This is a genomic window from Vibrio sp. GJ43-1 (assembly GCF_055808835.1).
This window is the reverse complement of sequence record NZ_CM147884.1, coordinates 2,280,192-2,295,687: the sequence shown is the minus strand read 5'-3', so window position 1 is coordinate 2,295,687 and position 15,496 is coordinate 2,280,192. Positions and strand designations below refer to the sequence as shown.

Genomic DNA, 15,496 nt, shown 5'->3' with positions numbered 1-15,496 from the left:
GATTGTACTGATGAATTCGTTAGTTGGCTCACGTTTTTTCTGTGCTACAGATTAGATTACCTATCTATGGCATTAGTTAATCTAATCCGATATTGCGTAAACGATTGCTTTTTATTGCGGGATTGTGCGGCTATTGTTGCATGGGGTAACGCTATTGTTGCGAGAGTTGAGTTTGTAAACTTTGAATAATTTGCGCGGTCACTCCCCATATGAAGTGGGATTGATAAGGGATCGCGAGAACACGATGATTCTTTCCATCGATGTTAAAACGATGTGTTGCCATGTTAGCGGTATGAGCAAGAAATTCTAATGGCACTTCAAAAAGGTAGTCGACCTCATTTTTATCCAGTTTAGGTTGATAGTTCGGATCGACAAAGGCAATAACGGGTGTCACTTGGAAGCGGCTGATAGTGAGAAGATCGGGCAAATGACCGATGATGTTTACTTCATCATAGCGAAGGCCTATTTCTTCTTCTGCTTCTCTAAGAGCTGTAAAATGTGCATTGGGATCGCTAGGCTCTACTTTTCCACCGGGAAAGCTAATTTGACCCGGATGGTGCTTAAGGTGAGCGGCTCTTTTAGTCAAAATGACCTGTAATCGCCCTTGTCGCTCAACGAGGCCGATGAGCACACTAGCAGACCGCAGTGATACATGTTGCAAGTGGGCTGAACGCTGCTTTGATTCCGGGTGGTAGTCGGACAGTTGATGAAGTTGAAAGCGTTGTAGGAATTCAAGCCTAGTCATTGTGACTTACGATACTGACGCTAAATATTCATTAATTTGGTTTTTTATCACCTGCATTTCTTCAATAACAAAGTTTATGTCTTCAACATTAGGGGACTGGTTGTTACGAGTTGTTCCTTCAATCGCCTCTAGTTTATCAACAGCTTTGGTCTCACCAAAGCTCGCTAAGATACCTTTTAAAGAATGAGCGGTGATAAAGAGTTCCCCCCAATTTTGTGTTTGGTAAAGGTGTTGGACCGTTTCTGCGCCATTTTCATGTTCTTCCATAAATGCCATAAACACTGCAGCGATGATGTCTTCGTCATTATCCATGTAGCTGCGTAATACTTCGAAATCAATCATTCTAAGATCCTTCTACGATTCTATGGGTAGTTTTACTCTGGTTAACGTTTACTTTTCAACTTCATACAGTTACAAAATAGTACAGCTCACAAGAAAATGAAAATAGAAACTGCATTGGTTTCTTAAAATCAACCCTCATCTAAACTCGTTAGTTTTCCAGGGCGAGAATCTAATACTTTACTACTAGTTTTATCGCTAATTTGCTTATTCTTTGGTATTAAACTTTGATGCATGGAATAAACCTGCCTATGCTTATTTGTGCGGCGATTCTTACAAATAATTAACAAACGTGATCGTTGCTTTGATGTCGGAGAATGCAATAAGGAGCATGTGATGGGTACACGGATAGAAGGCTCAAGTCTAAGAGATACAAACAAGGACTATACCGAAAAAAGTACCGACTTTTACTCGAAGTACATCAGTGATGTTGTGGGGATTGACTTACTTACACCCGAGCAAGAATTTCATTATGCAACATTGGCTCGAAGTGGTGAAAAGTCCGCAAGGGATGTGCTGATTGAATCTAATTTAAGACTTGTCGTAAAAATAGCCAGGGGTTACACCAAGCGAGGGCTGAGTAATCATACAATCTTAGATCTGATTGAAGAAGGGAATCTAGGGCTGATGAAGGCGGTAGACAAATTTGACCCTGATAAAGGGTTTCGTTTTAGTACGTACGCCGTGTGGTGGATACGTGAAAGTATCGAGTCTTCTTTGATGAATACCGGGAGAACGGTTCGATTACCTGTTCATGTCATTAAAGAAATAAATCGTTTATCTAAACAGACCAATAAAATGAGCGCCGATTTAAAGCGCGCACCTTCAGTGAAAGAAATTGCGGCCAAAGCAGACAAGTCGCAAAATCACATTAGTGAATTGATTCATATGAGTGGTTTTATCGAGTCTAGCTCTTCAGTAGATACTATCGATAAAGCGTATTTGTCACTGGATAACTGTCGATCAGAGGCAATACCTGAGCCTTATGAGGTCTGTTATGATGAAAAATTACTGAATAACCTAGAGCAAGTCATCATGACACTACCAGACAAATATAAGGATATTGTCATTCATCGTTTTGGCTTGTTTGGCAAAGAAATCCTTACTTTAGAAGCACTCGGTGAAAAATATGGGTTGTCGAAAGAGCGAGTACGACAACTGCAGCAAGAAGGGGTGGCAAAGCTTCAAACTAAACTCAAGTTTGATGGTTGGATTAACTAAAGGTAATGAGCCTATAGTTTCAGCGGGGAGTCGTGATACGGCGAGGGTGGTATGAACGTTGGCGTAGACCGAGCCGTCCCCCAAACGCTTCACTAAAAATGCATACTTTGCAGAAAAACCCGTTTATTTATGGCAGCTGCACGCCCGTAGGAATCGTCTTTAAGTGCCTGCACCCCAGTCAATAAACATGTTAGCTAACACCCGTCACCTCGTTCTTCGTCGTTATTACTGTACTGAGTAACGTCCTTTTGAATCGGCTAGTAATCTTAACAGGCGCTCTCGACTTGTTGATGCTGTCATCGTCGTTAAGATACGCTCGAATGCTGCTCGATAAACTCTATTTTTCAGTACAAACAACAATGTGGTCTCTACTTTCTTTAAGCGAGCACTTTCTTGTTGGTTACTGTCTCCCAGGCTGTTTGCGGTGACTAAAGGTAGATAGGCCGTGTCATACCACGCGGACAGCATTTCTCTCATCTCTATTTCTTCAAGAGGGATGTCTGCGTGATCCAATTCACGGTCAGTTGGAGGGAATTGGATATATTGAGTGTCCAGTTTGTCGGTAACGAACTTATACATAAAAATCATATGGTTGACCTTTTAACACGATATTAACACGCTCAGCACAATATCTCTGTTGATATCCTAGTCATTAATGAGTTGTCTCACAAAAGCGCCACGTCAATTTATGGAAGAAAGCAATCACCAACGAGCTGTGAATCTTGTGAGTGCTTGTGGAGCAAGTAGGTAAGATATCGACACTCAAGTGAATCACTATTCCACATTGAAATAACGCGTTTTACGGCAAAAAAATACGCTTTGCATTTCATTAGTCTATTTAGTGTACGGGTTAGTCGTTCAAATGTCATTTTGCTATCAAGAAACTCTGATGGCAATTGTCTTGAATGCTGAAGTGGTAAAAACCCTGTTTCGTACCAACATAACAAGATATCCCTAATCTCAATCTCTTCTTCCGGCACCTCTTTTTCACTTAAGCGCCTCAAAGGAGGGGAAGAAATATAATGATCGTCATATATATCAGACACATAAATATAGTTCATCACACGTTCTCGTTAAGCTTGGGATATCACTAAACTAGGAGTGTTTTTGATTGATTCAAGTGAGTTATTGATAAAGTAGAATTTTGTTAAAGGAACGAGATGAACGTCACACAGTCGGTTGAATCTCTGACATCAAGAGCTCTTACCCCTCTCGGTCATTAGGGAACTCAAATAGGAAGTTGAGTGGGCTTGGCTTGATTTTTTACGCATTTTTCCTAGTTTGAAAGTAGGCTTATTCGACTTGATGCAACACTGTTCTCATACAATAGTTTTTATCTATCAGATTTTATACAGTGCGTTTGACACAACATTATAATATATAACGTTTTATAAGAGAGACGTCATGGTAGCAAGCACAAAGAGTAAAGGAAAAATATTCTGGACCGAAGCACTGTCCGATATGGCGTATGTCATATCGACGGCGGCATTTTGGCAGAAGCTACTGTCGCTCGATGGCATTCGTGACCACGTACAAGCCCCCTCATTAGAGACAATCAATCAATTGCAGAGCCTAATCCGAAATGTAGAGTTCAGTGGCAAACCGGAAGCCACATCGGTAGCGCTACGAACTGCGGAAGCGGATGTAATGATCGTCAAGTTTGAAGTTTATCTGGTACTTGATGGCAAGATTAAGGGTTGTGCCACCGTACTTTCAAAGGCAATCGACTCCATTAGTGTACTCACTCTTATTGAGCAGCTACTCGATGAACGAATGGGGGAGTGATGATCGCAAACCATAACCATGACGTTATCTTTGTGAATGAAACGCTGTGTCAGCAACATTCAGTCTCCGCCATTACGATGCTGGGACACAACATCACCGACATTAGTTTATTCCATCAAAATCGTGCGCATATTGAAGCATTCAAACAAGCCATTACTTGCTCTGATAAATGGCAAGGTGCAATGGCGACACGGTCTAAAGACAATAAAACGATGCTCGAAATGGTGAATGTGCGACAAATTCAATTAGTCAATTCTCAGAGTTTGTACATCTATACGTTTCGTACTGACTTTGATCTTCGAGGTCGCAGCTCGATGTCCAGCGATGGTATGGACATCTCCAAACGTGTACTTGATGAAATGTCTTTTCGTAAAAAAGCGCAGGATTTATCTCACCGTACCGATAAGTTTGTAGTATTGGCTTTTCAACCCAGTTTTTATTCTGGTCTTGAACAGGCATCACGTGACAAAGTGTTACTCGCACTGAGTGATTTTCATAATAAAGAGAGCTTTGGTTATTTAGGCAATAATACATTTCTAGTCCTAATTAGGACTAGAAATACCGATGGGCAGAACTTACTTACGATAAACACCAGCGTTGGGCAGTTTTTTGCTGGTCTTAGGGCGTATTTAGAGGACCACTTAATTAAAGATATCTCTGAAGGGAAAATCGGGGTAGCCCTTCATGGAGGGAATAAAGATAGTGTCGATGAAGTGATCTCACAGTCATTGCAAGCAATGTATGCCCATGAAGTAGGAACGAGCAATATTAACTTTTATGATGAAACGTTGATCAAAGCGAATATTAGAAGGCGGCACTTAGAGCGCTTGTTAATTGACGCGATTAGAGATAAGGACATTGATGTTAACTTTCAGCCTATTGTAGATTTGTCGACAGGAAAAGTGGCCAAATTGGAAGCGTTATGTCGGTTTAGGTTTGAAGGTATAAATTATACCGTTCAGGAGGTGATTTACTTAGCGGAAGAGCTAAAGCTCATTTCAGAGCTTGACCTTATAGTTGCTGAGCGAGCGATAGAGGAATTGCTAAAGATTCAAGCAACAAGAGCTGAAGCCGTGTCGATCTCTCTAAACTGTTCACTTGCAGAGTCAGGAGAGTATTCTGAACATCTCTATGATATTTTTGAGCTGATCAATTCGTCGTTGATTGATAATGGTCTCGTCACAATTGAAATAACCGAAACGTCCTATTTTACCAATAACAGTAAAAACGAAACATTAATAGAAACCATTCGGTCATCGGGTGTCAAAATAGCGGTGGACGATTTTGGTACGGGAAATGCATCATTTTCTTACTTTAGTGATTTCGACTTTGATGAATTGAAAATTGATAAAAAATTCATTTCAAACATTCAGGATAGTAAGCAGAAATACTTCGCGGTAAAAATGTTAGCGCAGTTATCACATGATTTGAATATTAAAGTGGTGGCGGAAGGTGTTGAAACCGAAGCTGAGTTAGAAGTACTAACAAATATTGGTATTGACTACATTCAGGGCTATTTGTTTTATCGTCCGATGACGCCGCATCAGGTGAAGGGATTACTCTCTAACTCTACAGAGAGGGTCATGTGCTGATATGACATACTTTGAATCGATATCGCCCCCTTTGAGAATGCGGCAGATACCAGGACGATAGTGCAACTTCCCTGCGGCATGTTTGTGTTTACCGAGCAGTATTTATTTTCTGAGAGCATTGCATTAAACCAGCTATCTCCGGAGCTTGTTGTATGTGAGCACTCAGGTGGAGTATTAAAAGACTTTGGCCATGGGATATATGGCTTCATTCCTACCGATGGGTTTACTGGCGAGATTCACTTACGTTGTATGGTAGAGGGCGTTGTTATCGGTGTCGACTGCCACCTTATTCATCGTGTTCATAGACACGTTCCCGAGCAATTTAGTCGTATAAACTCCCAAAAACCGACATTTTCTTATTCAATATTAAGTGATCATTCGGTATTTATATCTAAGCGGCAGTTTGCTGATGCGTTAGGAGTACTCAGTATCAGTCAGTGACCATTTGCGTATTATGACGGTATCGAGCCCGTCTTTGGGTTATACGGTTAAACAAACCGCGCAGTATTGTGTTGTAATGCAAGATTATGCGGACCGAGGTATAACGCCTCGACGTTGCATACTCGATGTGTCCTTGTTTAACGTAACCCAGAAAACACTAATTCAGCAAAGGCTCGTGGTTGACGTTACCTTGTTTTCAACCGTTATCCCGCAGCGATTGCTATTTCCATCATCGGCCAGTCGCTGTACGTTTGAGCAACGGCAATTGTTAGAAAATACCGACCAGTTGGCGAGTCCCATTTTGTTTGTTGAGGCGTTGTATTCTTTGGTTCAGGGGGCGATATTCGAACCACAACCAAGCGGCGCATTTGAAATAAATTACGCTAACTTGGTTGGAAAGGTTCCCGATCTGCTTTTATATAATATTTCAGATGCGGTAGATATGGTTGGGGTTGGCGTTGCTATACCGGGTGAGAATGACAGCAATATTGCCAGACTGAGTCATACAATGAAAAAGTGGTGTGCAATTGAAATTAATAAGTCTGATCTACGGAGTGCAATTGCAACACCAAATGTTGATGGCGATACGGTTAATTTAGATTATTCCGACAGGCTTGCAGTACAGAAATCGTGTACTGATATTTTTAGACTCACCATTCCTAATAATGGAACAGGACGTGAAAAAATCTCGGTCAGGCCATCTTACTCTTGTGAGTCGGACGCCTTATTGTCCTTTGAACTGATTTTTATGCCTAATCTCGTTTACCAAAACTGTGTAAAAAGGCAGGAAGAAAATCATTGGCAAGTCTGTCGACGTGAAATTGAACAATTAGTGAGTCAACGCACATCCAAGAAAATTCGAGACGTTGATTTGAGTTGTCACCAGGCTCTTATTACCGCAAATAGTACCAACTTTTGTTCAGTGTGGACGAGTGAATCGGCTGACCAAATTAGTTTAAATTTGACTGTGAGCTTTGATGATGGCTCGATTGGTTTTTCTTCCATAACAATCTAACTCGTACCAGTGAACAACGTTATTACTTACGTCAATAGTATTGATTTATCGTGATATTCTTCTAATACTTTTACTGTGGAAGAATAATAGTGACACATTCAAACGGCAAGCAAGGAGAACGTAGATGAAAGGAATTATCTTTACTGAGTTCATGGAGTTGGTTGAAGAAAAGTTTGGTTTGGATGTTTTGGATGATGTCCTCGAAATGTCAGGGGATGAGGGGATATATACCTCGGTGGGCAGTTATGACCATAGAGATTTGGTGAAACTCATTGTGAATCTAAGTAAAAAAACCAATATTGATCCCGCAACATTGCAACAGGTTTTCGGTCAAACCGTCTTTAATGCGTTGTTACGGTCATTACCTAATAATGCAGGGATCAATAACAGTGACTCTACGTTTCAATTTATTCGCCATGTAGAAAACTATATTCATGTGGAAGTGAAAAAGTTGTATGCCGACGCACAGCCGCCGAAGTTTCATTTTATTAGTGAAAATGAATCCGAAATGGTGATGGATTATGAGAGCGCACGATGCATGTCGCACGTTTGCTTGGGTTTGATCGAAGGATGTGCGAATCATTTTGGTGAAACAATAGAGGTTAATATGGTCCCACAAACAGACGACAATAGTGTGGTTCGCTTTCATTTGACGCTATCTTGAGAACCCTATGCCTAGTCAAGCAGCAATCGAAAGAAAACTAAAGCGTGAAAAGGCTGCCCGTCAGGCCGCTGAGAAGTTATTGGAAGAAAAAAGCCTTGAGTTGTTCTATGCCAATCAGAAACTTGAAGTGGCACTTAAGCAAGTCGAGCAGCGCTCAGAAGCGAGCTTTAAACGTATAGAGTTACAGCAGCGCGTTGAAAAAATATTGATTTACTTTGGTCGGTTGTTTTTGCGAACGAATATTGATGATGTATTACTGCTCGATGTGGTCAAGCAACTGGATGAAATCTCTGAAAGTATAGAATGTTCTATTACGTTAGCCCCTGATACTTTACCTTCATTAAAGTTACCTTCTTATGTCTCAGGTCTTCCTAGAGTCATACTGGAAGGGGATGCGCATATCAACACGAGTATCCCAATCGAGGTGGAGCAAAAACAAATTGGTTCAATTAATTTGATCGTGCCTCAATCCTCAGTCGATATGGGCTTTGTTCATAGCCAAATGTCCTTGGTTGGTGAGTTACTATCAAGTTCAATTTATCGTAATCTGATCACCCTTCGCTTAGTTGAATCGAAAGAGCGAGCAGAAGCGTCTGAGCGAGCGACTCGAGAGTTTTTGGCGATGATAAACCATGAGCTTAGAACGCCACTTAATGGCTTGTTAGGCAGTGTTGAGCTATTAGCCGATACCAAGCTTACTGACTCGCAAAAAGACCTGCACCAAAACCTAAGCCAATCAGGCTTGATGCTGCGCACCATTATTAATGACCTTCTCGATTTCAGTAAGATTAATGCCGGGATGTTAGAGCTGATTGATTCTGAATTTCGTTGGTACAATATCGACAGTATGCTGAAAAGTATTTTTGATCACAAAACAACAGAGAAACAACTGAACTTTAGTATCGACGCACAATGCTTAGATGACAAAATCATATGTGCCGATCAGGAGCGCTTGACTCAGGTTCTGGTTAATCTGCTAGGAAATGCGGTTAAGTTCACCGATCGTGGGCATGTCCACTTGAACATTGAAGAAGAAAATGGGAACTACGTGTTCCGTATTTCTGATACTGGTATTGGGATTAGTGACTCTGCTCAAGAAAAATTGTTTCAGCCGTTTACTCAAGCCGATCGTTCGAGCTCAAGAAACTATGAAGGAACGGGCTTGGGTCTGGCGATTTGTAAACGTTTAGTCGAATTAATGGGTGGCAGCATCTCCCTGAGCAGTGAATTAGGGGTTGGTACGGTCTTTAAAGTGGTTTTGCCGCTTAACGTTGAAACGGCTGAAATCCATTCGCAAAGAGTAGAGAACGGAGCGTCAGCATCCTTTGATTTATCAACAATGAAAGTGCTGGTTGTTGATGATATTAAGCTTAATCAAGTCATTATTACGAAGATGCTAAGTAAATTGGCGATTTCCCATGATGTGGCCGTGAATGGTGTTGAAGCGGTTGACTGTGCAAGAAAGCGTCAGTATGACCTTATTTTTATGGACTGCCGTATGCCAGTCATGGATGGATTTGAGGCTACCCGAATATTGCGTGCCGAGCAGTATCAAAACCCTATCGTGGCATTGACTGCTGGCACGACAAGGGAAGAAAGGCAAACATGCTTTGATGTAGGGATGGACGATATTTTGTCCAAACCCTATACCGCAAAAGATCTCGTAAAAACGCTGACGAAATGGAACCCTAACTTAGCTTAATTGAATATAGAAGACAGTGGCCGAATAAAGTGGGGTTACAGGATAGGTAGGATTTTAGCTAGCTTATCAAAGGTCTCTTGATACTCTGCTTCGCATTGACTATCGGCAACAATTCCGCCCCCCGCCCAAGCGTGAAGTTTACCTTCATAGGCTGCTAACGTTCTAATCGTAATACTCGTATCCATGACGCCATGAGCGCTGATATAGCCAATACTGCCGCAGTATATATGCCGACGGTGAGGTTCCAATTCTTCAATTATTTCCATGGCCCGAATTTTAGGCGCACCGGTAATTGACCCCCGGGAAAGCTCGCTCTTAATAGGTCAATGGCGTTGAACCTGTCATCTAGCGTCGCGGTAATCGTACTGACTAAGTGGTGAACGGCGGGAAAGCTCTCAATAGCAAACAGCTTGGGTACTTTGACGCTACCTGGTTTGGCAACGCGACCAATATCATTGCGAAGTAAATCGACGATCATCAAGTTCTCGGCTTGGTCCTTTTCTGCATTTACTAACTCAACCGCATTCGCTTGGTCTTGCTTTGAATCAAGGCTGCGTGGACGTGTTCCTTTGATTGGTTTCGTCTCAATTTGTTTGTCGTTAACCTGTAAGAAACGCTCTGGCGATACGCTCAATACAGCAATGTCGTCTAGACGAATAAAAGCGCTAAAAGGGGCTTGGTTTTGTTGGTCAAGTTTCAGGAAAGCTTGCCACTCACTACCTTGATAATCGGCTTGCCAGCGTTGAGCGAGGTTAATTTGGTAGCAATCTCCCGCTTGCAGGTATTGCTGAACCGCTGAAAATTTAGTTGCGTAATCAGTGTGGCACATGTTGGTCAGCCAGTCCGATGTTCGCGTAAACGGCGCAATTGGTGCTGTTTTCTGAGCTTGCAGCCACTTAAGTTTCTCATTGGCGTGACGACCAATGACGACCGCTTCTTTGTCTTGATGATCGACAATCAGAGCCCAGTCGTAAATGCCTACCGCCATATCTGGCGCATGAATATCATGACGTGACAATTCAGGAAGGTCTTCAACTCGTCGTCCTAGGTCATAGGCAAAGTAGCCTAGTGCCCCCCTAGAAACGGCCATTTTGAATCGTAATTTATCGGACCAATATGGTCTTGAATGGCGCTTTCAACTAAGAGAAAGGGGTCTTGCTGACTGTGGCTAACAATGGTTTCTTGTCTTGAGTGGCTAGGGTCTATCACTGCATCATGCGTCAATGTGGTTGTTGAATCGTGAGTGACTAATGTGGCTATTGGATTACTGACGAGAATATCAAATCGGCCATTTTCATGATTCAAAGATGAAGATTTAAGCAACATCGACCAAGGCTGAGCTTCAATCGCGGCAAAGTAGTGTTTGGCAAGATCTTCTTGATAAGGAACGTCAAGGAATTGAATAGGTTGCAGTTCTTTTGTATTCATTTGTGTAAATTGTGACAGAAACGTTGTCGCACACGTGGCGCATAGAGGAAAGCAAGAGTATCATATTTTCACAATAAAAAGTTGGACATTTATCCTTGAATTTAATGGGGTTTAGCCTGTTATAAACAAGGAAATAGTTTATTAGAAGTCCGTCTTACAGGAAGCAATTAGAATAAAGAGGTATTCAATGGCGATTATTCGTAAAGAAGACGTAATCAGTAGTGTCGCTGATGCATTGCAGTACATCTCGTACTATCACCCTCTCGATTTTGTTCAGGCGTTGGACAAAGCGTATCAAAAAGAAGAGAGCCAAGCGGCAAAAGATGCGATTGCACAGATTTTGATCAACTCTCGAATGTCTGCGGAAGGTCATCGACCAATTTGCCAAGATACGGGTATTGTGACGTGTTTTGTTAACATTGGTATGAATGTCCAATGGGAGTCAGATCTTACCGTCCAACAGATGGTCGATGAAGGGGTGCGACAAGCTTATACGAATCCAGATAACCCGTTGCGCGCTTCAGTGCTCGCCGATCCTGCCTAGGTAAGCGAATTAATACCAAAGACAACACACCCGCAGTAGTACACATTAATATGGTACCAGGTGATAAAGTAGAAATTCAGATTGCGGCGAAAGGCGGCGGTTCAGAGAACAAAACGAAAATGGTGATGCTAAACCCATCAGATGACGTTGCGGAGTGGGTAGAAAAAACCTTGCCGACAATGGGCGCAGGTTGGTGTCCTCCGGGTATGCTTGGAATAGGGATTGGTGGTACCGCAGAAAAAGCGGCGGTACTAGCCAAAGAATCGCTGATGGAGCATATCGATATTCAAGAGCTTATTGATAAAGGTGCCGAAAACGCAGAAGAAGAACTTCGACTCGATATTTTTAACCGTGTGAATAAACTTGGTATTGGTGCTCAAGGCTTAGGCGGATTGACGACGGTTGTTGATGTGAAAATCAAAACCGCGCCGACGCATGCCGCTTCCAAGCCCGTCTGTCTTATCCCCAATTGTGCCGCAACGCGTCATGTCCATTTTACTCTTGATGGAAGTGGTCCTGCTGAACTTACGCCACCTAAATTGGAAGAGTGGCCGGATATTACTTGGGAAGCGGGCGCGAATACGCGTCGTGTGAACCTCGATGACGTAACAAAAGAAGACGTTCAAGAATGGAAAACCGGCGAAACGGTTCTGCTTTCTGGCAAAATTCTGACGGGTCGCGACGCGGCGCATAAGCGCATTCAAGGGATGTTAGAAAGTGGTGAAGGTTTACCTGCAGGCGTGGACTTTAAAGGCAAATTCATTTACTACGTTGGTCCTGTTGATGCCGTGGGTGATGAAGCTGTTGGTCCGGCAGGACCGACGACTTCGACGCGTATGGATAAGTTTACCGATATGATGCTCAATGACACTGGCATCATGGGAATGATTGGTAAAGCAGAACGTGGACCGAGCGACCGTTCAATCCATTAAAGAGCACAAAGCGGTGTATCTAATGGCGGTGGGTGGTGCTGCATATCTCGTCGCTAAAGCGATTAAGAAAGCTCGTGTTGTGGCGTTTGAAGATCTCGGTATGGAAGCGATTTATGAGTTTGAAGTTGAAGATATGCTTAGGTCACGGTTGCGGTTGACTCAACAGGGGCGAATGCTCACCAAATTGGACCAAATACTTGGAAAGTGAAAATTGCTGAGGCTGAAAGCGCATCATAGACGGAAAATAATAAGAGGGTATGTGCAGACATATTCTCTTTTTTATCTATAATTCAGCAGTATACTGAAAAAATAACGAAGGAGAGCGCGCGAATGCCTCGATTTATACAAATATTACAAATTGCAGTACTGCTCATCGTCGGTTTTTTTGTTGGCTACGATCTGATCTTTCATGGTGTCAGCATCTTCAATGAGAAGTATGTAACGATGGTCTGTGTATTGACTGCGCTTCTTGAAATTGCACTCTTCGTTATCTACAAATTGATCGAAGACGATTAAGCGAAATCCTACGCTTTTTTTATTAAAACCTCTGACTATGACGAAAACCTCTGAATAATTTCAGGGGTTTTTTGTTCATGTTTCGTTAATCTCGTATAGTACATACTGTCACCTCGTTATTTATTTGGAGTTCGTTGAATGAGCCGAATAGGTCAAGAAGTATCCGATCTTTTACACCGCAGTATGGACTCTCATGTAAGAGTTGCGGTTACTCGGTTTGTCTCGCGCGGGGAAAACCGCGTTCATTACTTCGTTAGTTAACCAATTACTTCACACGTCGACTCATGACAATTTGCCGTTACTTGATTGCGCGCGAGACGGACGATTGATCGGCGCAAAGCGTGTCCCTCAATCTAACTTAATGGTTCCTCGCTTCGCTTATGACGAGGCTGTGAGTCAATTGCTCTCGACGCCGCCTAGTTGGCCGGAGCCAACACGTGATGTGAGTGAGATACGTTTAGCGGTTAAGTACAAGCCCGCTAAAGGGGCAAAACGGCTAGTGAGCAAAACATCGACACTTTATATTGATGTTATTGATTATCCTGGCGAGTGGTTACTAGACCTACCGTTACTCGATCTTACGTTTGAGCAGTGGAGTGAGCTACAGTTTGACAATCTTACTGGGATTCGTCGTGAATGTGCGCAAGATTGGCTGACAACGCTTGATCAGTTTGACGCGAATGGCGAAGAGAACGAAAAGGTCATCGCTGACATTGCTGATAGCTTTACTCAATACTTATACACGTGCAAAGCACGCGGACTTCATTGGGTACAACCAGGACGTTTTGTTCTGCCGGGTGAGTTAAAAGGTGCACCAGTATTGCAGTTTTTTCCTTGTCATGCGCCGTCAGAGAAAGTGGTAAAGACAAGTGGTTATGCCATGCTCAAACGTCGTTATGAAGAGTATCAAACCAAAGTAGTGAAACAGTTCTATAAGAACCACTTTTCTACCTTTGATCGTCAGATTGTGCTGGTGGATTGCCTGCAGCCTCTCATGGCAAGTTCAGAAGCCTTTCACGATATGAAAGGTGCGTTGCAACAAATTATGAAGAGCTTTCGCTATGGACAGAGCAATTTGCTTCGTCGTGTGTTTTCGTCTCGAATTGACAAAATCTTGTTTGCTGCCACGAAAGCTGATCATGTCACACCCGAGCAGCATAATAACTTAGTCAGTTTGTTGCAGCAGATGGTTCATCCCGCTTGGCAAGAAACGGCCTTTGAAAACATCGACATGAGTTGTATGAGTGTGGCGTCCATCCTCGCGACAGAGGCGGGGTTTGTCGGGAAAAGTACCGAAAATATGCCAGCACTGCGAGGGACAACATTGGCAGGCGACCCGATGACGCTTTATCCGGGGGATGTACCAGCAAAGCTGCCAAAACCAGAGTATTGGCAAAATAATCGATTTGAATTTACGGCATTTAGGCCTCTTGAGCACGACCCGGATACCCCTTGTCGCCATATACGAATAGATAAAGCATTGCAGTATTTAATTGGAGATAAACTTCGATGAATGACATAAAAGGGCGGAAAGTTTTCGCCGAAGATGAACCGACACTTGATAAGTCTTTAGAGGTGAATAGTCAGGCGTTATTTGAGGCACAAGACACCTTTGTTCCTTCGGTTCCGGAACTATCCGATGACTTGGAAGATAAAGAATTAGAACAAGTCGTCAAAGGGAGCGGTAAGAAAGGATGGTTGGCAAGCTCATTGCTGATCGTATTTACTGGGCTCGTTGGTTGGCAAGCAGTTGATAATGTCGTAACTGCAATCAATACCGGTGACTGGCTATCGCTGGGCTGGTCTGGGTTAGTGACAGCCATCGCCGCTTTAGGAATTGGAGCTTTCGGCAAAGAGTTGTACAAACTTAGAAAACTGAAAGATCATTTCTCTGCTCAAGAACAAGCAGAAGCAATTATTGACAATGATGGTGTGGGACAAGGACAAGCCTTCTGCCAGCAACTGGCTCAAGAAGCGGGTATTCAACCAGAGCACCCAGCGTTTGACCGTTGGAAAAACAGTGTTCATAGTGCACATAGCGATGCTGAAATACTCAACATGTATCAATCTATGGTGATAAAGGAACAGGACAAACAAGCGCTGACAACCGTCTCTAAGTTATCGGGAGAAGCGGCATTATTGGTGGCGTTAAGCCCATTGGCCATTGCCGACATGTTATTGATAGCATGGCGAAACTTTAGAATGATTGATCAGTTATCTGCGGTTTATGGCGTCGAGTTGGGTTATTGGTCTCGTTTAAAGCTGTTTAAATTGGTGCTAGTGAATATTGCACTGGCTGGTGCGAGTGAGCTTGCGATTGAATCGAGTGCTGATCTTTTGTCGTTAAATATCGCAGAGAAGCTCTCAGCTAGGGCGGGACAAGGCATTGGTGTGGGGTTGATCACGGCTCGATTAGGGCTTAAAACGATGGCGTTAATGCGGCCAATACCGTTTCCAGAACAAGACAAACCAAGGTTGAGTACTATTAAAACCTCTGTGATATCTCGTCTAAAAGAAAAACTCACATCATAGTGAACCTATCTCTTTGGTAGTAACACTGCCACAAATCTAA

The 15,496-nt window shown here is 42.8% G+C and carries 13 protein-coding genes and 3 pseudogenes; 11 read left to right on the top strand and 5 right to left on the bottom strand.

Annotation, left to right across the window (positions count from 1 at the left end; genetic code table 11):
• Positions 1–151: 151 nt before the first annotated feature.
• Positions 152–745 (bottom strand): CoA pyrophosphatase, encoded by a 594-nt coding sequence (locus tag AC0L66_RS11025; RefSeq protein WP_265676677.1) that lies wholly within the window; start codon positions 743–745, stop codon positions 152–154.
• 6 nt (positions 746–751) lie between these two features.
• Positions 752–1,087, bottom strand: a complete 336-nt coding sequence (locus AC0L66_RS11020; protein WP_265676676.1) for an Hpt domain-containing protein — start codon at positions 1,085–1,087, stop codon at positions 752–754.
• 333 nt (positions 1,088–1,420) lie between these two features.
• Here AC0L66_RS11020 and AC0L66_RS11015 point away from each other — a divergent pair, with 333 nt between their 5' ends.
• A complete protein-coding gene (locus AC0L66_RS11015; protein WP_473567322.1) occupies positions 1,421–2,305 on the top strand; it encodes a sigma-70 family RNA polymerase sigma factor in 885 nt (294 codons plus the stop codon).
• Between the two features lie 225 nt (positions 2,306–2,530).
• Here the strand turns inward: AC0L66_RS11015 and AC0L66_RS11010 are convergent, their stop codons facing one another.
• Positions 2,531–2,893, bottom strand: coding sequence for a hypothetical protein (locus AC0L66_RS11010; protein ID WP_473567320.1), 363 nt, complete (start codon positions 2,891–2,893; stop codon positions 2,531–2,533).
• Between the two features lie 98 nt (positions 2,894–2,991).
• Entirely contained in the window at positions 2,992–3,369 is a 378-nt protein-coding gene (locus AC0L66_RS11005) for a hypothetical protein (RefSeq protein WP_473567318.1), read from the bottom strand.
• A gap of 340 nt (positions 3,370–3,709) precedes the next feature.
• On the opposite strand from AC0L66_RS11005, the gene AC0L66_RS11000 reads away from it, so the two are divergent.
• The 6 genes from AC0L66_RS11000 (at position 3,710) to AC0L66_RS10975 (ending at position 9,504) form a co-directional block, all read left to right on the top strand.
• The gene (locus AC0L66_RS11000) at positions 3,710–4,090 is read left to right on the top strand and encodes a hypothetical protein (RefSeq protein WP_473567316.1); all 381 of its coding nucleotides are present in this window, start codon (positions 3,710–3,712) and stop codon (positions 4,088–4,090) included.
• Complete coding sequence (locus tag AC0L66_RS10995; protein ID WP_473567314.1) at positions 4,090–5,682, top strand: EAL domain-containing protein; 1,593 nt, start codon at positions 4,090–4,092, stop codon at positions 5,680–5,682. Before AC0L66_RS11000 ends, AC0L66_RS10995 begins: the two co-directional genes overlap by 1 nt.
• Positions 5,683–5,742: 60 nt before the next feature.
• Positions 5,743–6,123: a hypothetical protein gene (locus AC0L66_RS10990; RefSeq protein WP_473567312.1), complete on the top strand. Its 381-nt coding sequence runs from the start codon at positions 5,743–5,745 to the stop codon at positions 6,121–6,123.
• Positions 6,124–6,157: 34 nt separating this feature from the next.
• On the top strand, positions 6,158–7,138 hold the full coding sequence (locus AC0L66_RS10985; RefSeq protein WP_473567310.1) for a hypothetical protein: 981 nt from the start codon (positions 6,158–6,160) through the stop codon (positions 7,136–7,138).
• Positions 7,139–7,262: 124 nt separating this feature from the next.
• Complete coding sequence (locus AC0L66_RS10980; RefSeq protein ID WP_265676670.1) at positions 7,263–7,802, top strand: heme NO-binding domain-containing protein; 540 nt, start codon at positions 7,263–7,265, stop codon at positions 7,800–7,802.
• A gap of 7 nt (positions 7,803–7,809) precedes the next feature.
• Complete coding sequence (locus tag AC0L66_RS10975; RefSeq protein ID WP_473567308.1) at positions 7,810–9,504, top strand: ATP-binding protein; 1,695 nt, start codon at positions 7,810–7,812, stop codon at positions 9,502–9,504.
• A gap of 35 nt (positions 9,505–9,539) precedes the next feature.
• Here the strand turns inward: AC0L66_RS10975 and pabB are convergent.
• A pseudogene (gene pabB, locus AC0L66_RS10970) lies at positions 9,540–10,830 on the bottom strand (aminodeoxychorismate synthase component I).
• 289 nt (positions 10,831–11,119) lie between these two features.
• Between pabB and AC0L66_RS10965 the strand changes: the two are divergent.
• The 4 genes and pseudogenes from AC0L66_RS10965 (at position 11,120) to AC0L66_RS10950 (ending at position 15,456) form a co-directional block, all read left to right on the top strand.
• A pseudogene (locus AC0L66_RS10965) lies at positions 11,120–12,645 on the top strand (fumarate hydratase).
• A gap of 93 nt (positions 12,646–12,738) precedes the next feature.
• A complete protein-coding gene (locus AC0L66_RS10960) occupies positions 12,739–12,924 on the top strand; it encodes a hypothetical protein (RefSeq protein ID WP_250618127.1) in 186 nt (61 codons plus the stop codon).
• A gap of 138 nt (positions 12,925–13,062) precedes the next feature.
• Positions 13,063–14,437, top strand: a pseudogene (locus tag AC0L66_RS10955) (YcjX family GTP-binding protein).
• Positions 14,434–15,456 carry a YcjF family protein gene (locus tag AC0L66_RS10950; protein ID WP_473567306.1) on the top strand — a complete coding sequence of 341 codons (1,023 nt, stop codon included), beginning with the start codon at positions 14,434–14,436 and terminating at the stop codon, positions 15,454–15,456. Before AC0L66_RS10955 ends, AC0L66_RS10950 begins: the two are co-directional and overlap by 4 nt.
• The last annotated feature ends 40 nt before the right edge of the window (positions 15,457–15,496 follow it).

Coding starts and splice junctions, on each gene's coding strand:
- AC0L66_RS10995 (WP_473567314.1), top strand. CDS start 4,090: ATGATCGCAAACCATAACCATGACGTTATCTTTGTGAATGAAACGCTG.
- AC0L66_RS11000 (WP_473567316.1), top strand. CDS start 3,710: ATGGTAGCAAGCACAAAGAGTAAAGGAAAAATATTCTGGACCGAAGCA.
- AC0L66_RS10950 (WP_473567306.1), top strand. CDS start 14,434: ATGAATGACATAAAAGGGCGGAAAGTTTTCGCCGAAGATGAACCGACA.
- AC0L66_RS11020 (WP_265676676.1), bottom strand. CDS start 1,087: ATGATTGATTTCGAAGTATTACGCAGCTACATGGATAATGACGAAGAC.
- AC0L66_RS10980 (WP_265676670.1), top strand. CDS start 7,263: ATGAAAGGAATTATCTTTACTGAGTTCATGGAGTTGGTTGAAGAAAAG.
- AC0L66_RS11010 (WP_473567320.1), bottom strand. CDS start 2,893: ATGATTTTTATGTATAAGTTCGTTACCGACAAACTGGACACTCAATAT.
- AC0L66_RS10960 (WP_250618127.1), top strand. CDS start 12,739: ATGCCTCGATTTATACAAATATTACAAATTGCAGTACTGCTCATCGTC.
- AC0L66_RS11025 (WP_265676677.1), bottom strand. CDS start 745: ATGACTAGGCTTGAATTCCTACAACGCTTTCAACTTCATCAACTGTCC.
- AC0L66_RS11015 (WP_473567322.1), top strand. CDS start 1,421: ATGGGTACACGGATAGAAGGCTCAAGTCTAAGAGATACAAACAAGGAC.
- AC0L66_RS10975 (WP_473567308.1), top strand. CDS start 7,810: ATGCCTAGTCAAGCAGCAATCGAAAGAAAACTAAAGCGTGAAAAGGCT.